Source organism: Hansschlegelia beijingensis, assembly GCF_045505405.1.
GTDB classification, from domain to species: domain Bacteria; phylum Pseudomonadota; class Alphaproteobacteria; order Rhizobiales; family Methylopilaceae; genus Methylopila; species Methylopila beijingensis_A.
In genome coordinates this window covers 1-3,524 of sequence record NZ_JBJKEX010000321.1, presented here as the reverse complement: position 1 = coordinate 3,524, position 3,524 = coordinate 1, and the positions used below count along the sequence as shown (strand labels likewise).

Sequence of the window (3,524 nt, the reverse complement as noted above, 5' to 3'; positions counted from 1 at the left end):
GGCGCCGCTCGACATGACGGCCCGGCCGTCGTCCATCGTGGCTTCTTCCCTCAAACGGCTAAGGCCGCCGGCGGTCGCCGGCGGCCTCCGATATTCGGTCGAGGAGCCTCGCGTCAGTGGGAATGCGGCCGCCGAGCGCGGGAGAAGCGGGGCTCAGGCCGCCGCTTCGCCCGTCCGCCGGTTCTGGCGGTGCTCGATCAGGTCGTCGACGACGCCCGGGTCGGCCAGCGTCGAGGTGTCGCCGAGCGCGGCGAACTCGTCCTCGGCGATCTTGCGCAGGATGCGGCGCATGATCTTGCCCGAGCGCGTCTTCGGCAGGCCCGGCGCGAACTGAATCAGGTCAGGAGAGGCGATCGGGCCGATGTCCTTCCGGACCCAGGCGACCAGCTCCTTCTTGAGGTCCTCGGTGCCCTCGACGCCCGCCATCAGCGTGACATAGGCGTAGATGCCCTGGCCCTTCACGTCATGCGGATAGCCGACGACAGCCGCCTCCGACACCTTCTCGTGCGCGACCAGCGAGCTCTCGACCTCGGCGGTGCCCATGCGGTGGCCGGAGACGTTGATGACGTCGTCGACGCGGCCGGTGATCCAGTAGTAGCCGTCGGCGTCCCGCCGGCAGCCGTCGCCGGTGAAGTACTTGTTGGGATAGGTCGAGAAGTAGGTCTCCTCGAAGCGCTTGTGGTCGCCATAGACGGTGCGCATCTGGCCCGGCCAGCTGTCGGCGATGACCAGATTGCCCTCGGCGGCGCCCTCCAGCGGCTTGCCCTCGGCGTCGACGAGCTCCGGCCTGATCCCGAAGAACGGCTTGGTCGCCGAGCCGGGCTTGAGGTCGGTCGCCCCGGGCAGCGGGGTGATCAGGATGCCGCCGGTCTCGGTCTGCCACCAGGTGTCGACGATCGGGCAGCGGCTGTCCCCGACGACCCGGTAGTACCACTCCCAGGCTTCCGGGTTGATCGGCTCGCCGACCGAGCCGAGCAGGCGCAGGCTTTCCCGCGAGGTCTTCTTCACCGGGCCCTCGCCGCCGCCCATCAGGGCGCGGATCGCGGTCGGCGCGGTGTAGAAGATGTTGACCTTGTGCTTGTCGACGACCTCCCAGAAGCGGGAGGTGGACGGATAGTTCGGAACACCCTCGAACATCAGCGTGATCGCGCCGTTCGCGAGCGGGCCGTAGACGATGTACGAGTGCCCCGTGACCCAGCCGACGTCCGCCGTGCACCAGTAAACGTCGCCCTCGTGGTAGTCGAATATGAGTTGGTGCGTGAACGACGCGAAGACCAGATAGCCGCCGGTCGTGTGCAGGACGCCCTTCGGCTTGCCCGTCGAGCCCGAAGTGTAGAGGATGAACAACGGATCCTCGGCGTTCATCTCCTCCGGCTCGCATTCCGGGGAGGCCGCCGCGATCGCGTCTTCGTAGCGGACGTCGCGGCCCTCGACCATGGGCACGTCGGCGCCGGTCCGGGCGACCACGAAAACCGTGTCGACGCCGCCAGCCTTCTCGATCGCGGCGTCGGCGTTGGCCTTGAGCGGAACCTTGCGGCCGCCGCGCAGGCCCTCGTCGGCGGTGATCAGGCAGCGCGACTCGCAGCCCTCGATCCGGCCCGCCAGACTGTCGGGCGAGAAACCGCCGAAGACGATGGAGTGGATCGCGCCGATGCGCGCGCAGGCGAGCATCGCGTAGGCGGCCTCGGGGATCATCGGCAGGTAGATCGTGACCCGGTCGCCCTTCTTGACGCCGCGCGCCTTGAGGGCGTTCGCGAACCTGCAGACCTGCTCGTGAAGCTCGCGATAGGTGATCGCCCGCGAGTCCGCCGGGTCGTCGCCTTCCCAGAGGATCGCGGTCTGGTCGCCGCGGGTCGCGAGGTGCCGGTCGATGCAGTTGGCCGAGACGTTGAGCGTCCCGTCCTCGTACCAGCGGATCGACACGTTCCCGGGCGCGAACGAGGTGTTCTTCACCTTCGAGTACGGCTTGATCCAGTCGACGCGTTTGCCGATCGCGCCCCAGTATCCTTCCGGATCCTCGACGGAGCGGCGATAATCCGCCTCGTAGCGCGCCTTGTCGATATAGGCGCGCTTCGCCCAGCCTTCCGGCACGGGATGGACTTTGTCGGACATAGCGCTCGCTCCCAAGCGTAGTCATGCGCCCGCTCTCCAGGCGGGCTACGGCCAGTCTAGGACGCGTCCCGGAGGCCCTACAAGCGGCCGCTCTCGGCAGTTTGGCGGAGAAGCGGCGCTCACCCGCCGGAACGCGCGAGCCGCCAGACCGTCGTGCGCTTTATCTCGGAATCCTCGAGATCCCGGCTGACCGGAACCGTGTACTCGGCGACAGCCTGAAGCCTGTCGCGCGGCAGGTAGCTGCGGCCCGGGTCGCCGACCAGGATCTCGGAGCCGCCGGCCGCGCAGCGCTCCAGCCAGTCGATCAGCCGCGCGGCGAGGTCGCGCTCGTAAAACAGGTCGCCGACCAGAACGACGTCGAACTCGCCGGCCGCGCCGCCGATCGGGTCGTCGGCGAGCGGCGTCACCCGGACTCCGTTGGCCGCGGCGTTCAGCATCATCGCCGCGCGGGCGAACGGATCGGGGTCCGCCGCCGTCACCGAAGCAGCGCCCGCCTTCATGGCGGCGATCGCCACCAGCCCCGAGCCCGACCCGACGTCCAGGACCCGTCGCCCGGCGACGCTCCGCGGATGATCGAGCACATGCCGCGCCAGCGCCTGGCCGCCCGCCCAGGCGAACGCCCAGAACGGCGGCGGAAGCCCTGCCTGAGCCAGTTCCTCCTCGGTCCTGGACCAGAGCGGCACGGCCTCGTCGGCGACATGAAGCATGATCTCGGGCGCGTGCGGGACGGGTCGCAGCGTCGTGTTGCCCCGGATGAAGGCCGCGCGATCCGTCGGCGCGCTCACGCTGTCTCGGCCAGCCCGCCCATGCGGCAGACCTCGGCCCACTCCGCCTCGGTCACCGGCTGGACCGAAAGCCGCATGGAAGTGACCAGAGCCATCCCGGCGAGCTTCGGATTGGCCTTCACGGCCGCAAGCGTCACCGGCGTGGGCATGTCCTTCACGGCGCGGATGTCGACGCATTCCCAGGTGGGATTGTCCGCCGTCGAATCCGGATGGGCGAGCTTCGCGACCTCGACGACGCCGACGATCTCCTTGCCCTCGTTCGAGTGATAGAAGAACCCCCGGTCGCCGATCTTCATCGCCCGCATGTTGTTGCGGGCGAGGTAGTTGCGCACGCCGGTCCACTCGGTCCCGGCCTCGCCCGCGGCCTTCTGCTGGTCCCACGACCAGGCGGCGGGCTCGGATTTGAACAACCAGTAGGCCATCGTTCAGATCTCGGACTTGAGCGGCCGGGCGAGCAGTCCGGCGACGGCCGCTCCGACGCTGACGCGTCCGGCGAGGACCTCGGCCACCGCCGCGGAGATCGGCATCTCGCCGCCGAACAGGGCGTCGAGATGCCGATCTCCGCGTTGAGGCCGCCCACCGAGCGACGACCGGAACCGCGCCATAGCGCAGGGCGCAGAGCTGGGT

General features: G+C 69.2%; 3 protein-coding genes and 1 pseudogene. All 4 read right to left on the bottom strand.

Annotation, left to right across the window (positions count from 1 at the left end):
- Positions 1 to 153 precede the first annotated feature (153 nt).
- Complete coding sequence (gene acs, locus ACIKT0_RS15195) at positions 154 to 2,112, bottom strand: acetate--CoA ligase (RefSeq protein WP_407106160.1); 1,959 nt, start codon at positions 2,110 to 2,112, stop codon at positions 154 to 156.
- Between the two features lie 119 nt (positions 2,113 to 2,231).
- A complete protein-coding gene (locus tag ACIKT0_RS15190; protein ID WP_407106158.1) occupies positions 2,232 to 2,897 on the bottom strand; it encodes a class I SAM-dependent methyltransferase in 666 nt (221 codons plus the stop codon).
- Positions 2,894 to 3,319 (bottom strand): EVE domain-containing protein, encoded by a 426-nt coding sequence (locus ACIKT0_RS15185; RefSeq protein ID WP_407106157.1) that lies wholly within the window; start codon positions 3,317 to 3,319, stop codon positions 2,894 to 2,896. Before ACIKT0_RS15185 ends, ACIKT0_RS15190 begins: the two co-directional genes overlap by 4 nt.
- A 3-nt stretch (positions 3,320 to 3,322) precedes the next feature.
- Positions 3,323 to 3,524 (bottom strand): annotated as a pseudogene (locus ACIKT0_RS15180) (hypothetical protein); the annotation flags it as partial.

What these genes read in the sequence shown, in the direction of transcription:
- ACIKT0_RS15185 (WP_407106157.1), bottom strand. Translation starts at nt 3,319, where the DNA reads ATGGCCTACTGGTTGTTCAAATCCGAGCCCGCCGCCTGGTCGTGGGAC.
- acs (WP_407106160.1), bottom strand. Translation starts at nt 2,112, where the DNA reads ATGTCCGACAAAGTCCATCCCGTGCCGGAAGGCTGGGCGAAGCGCGCC.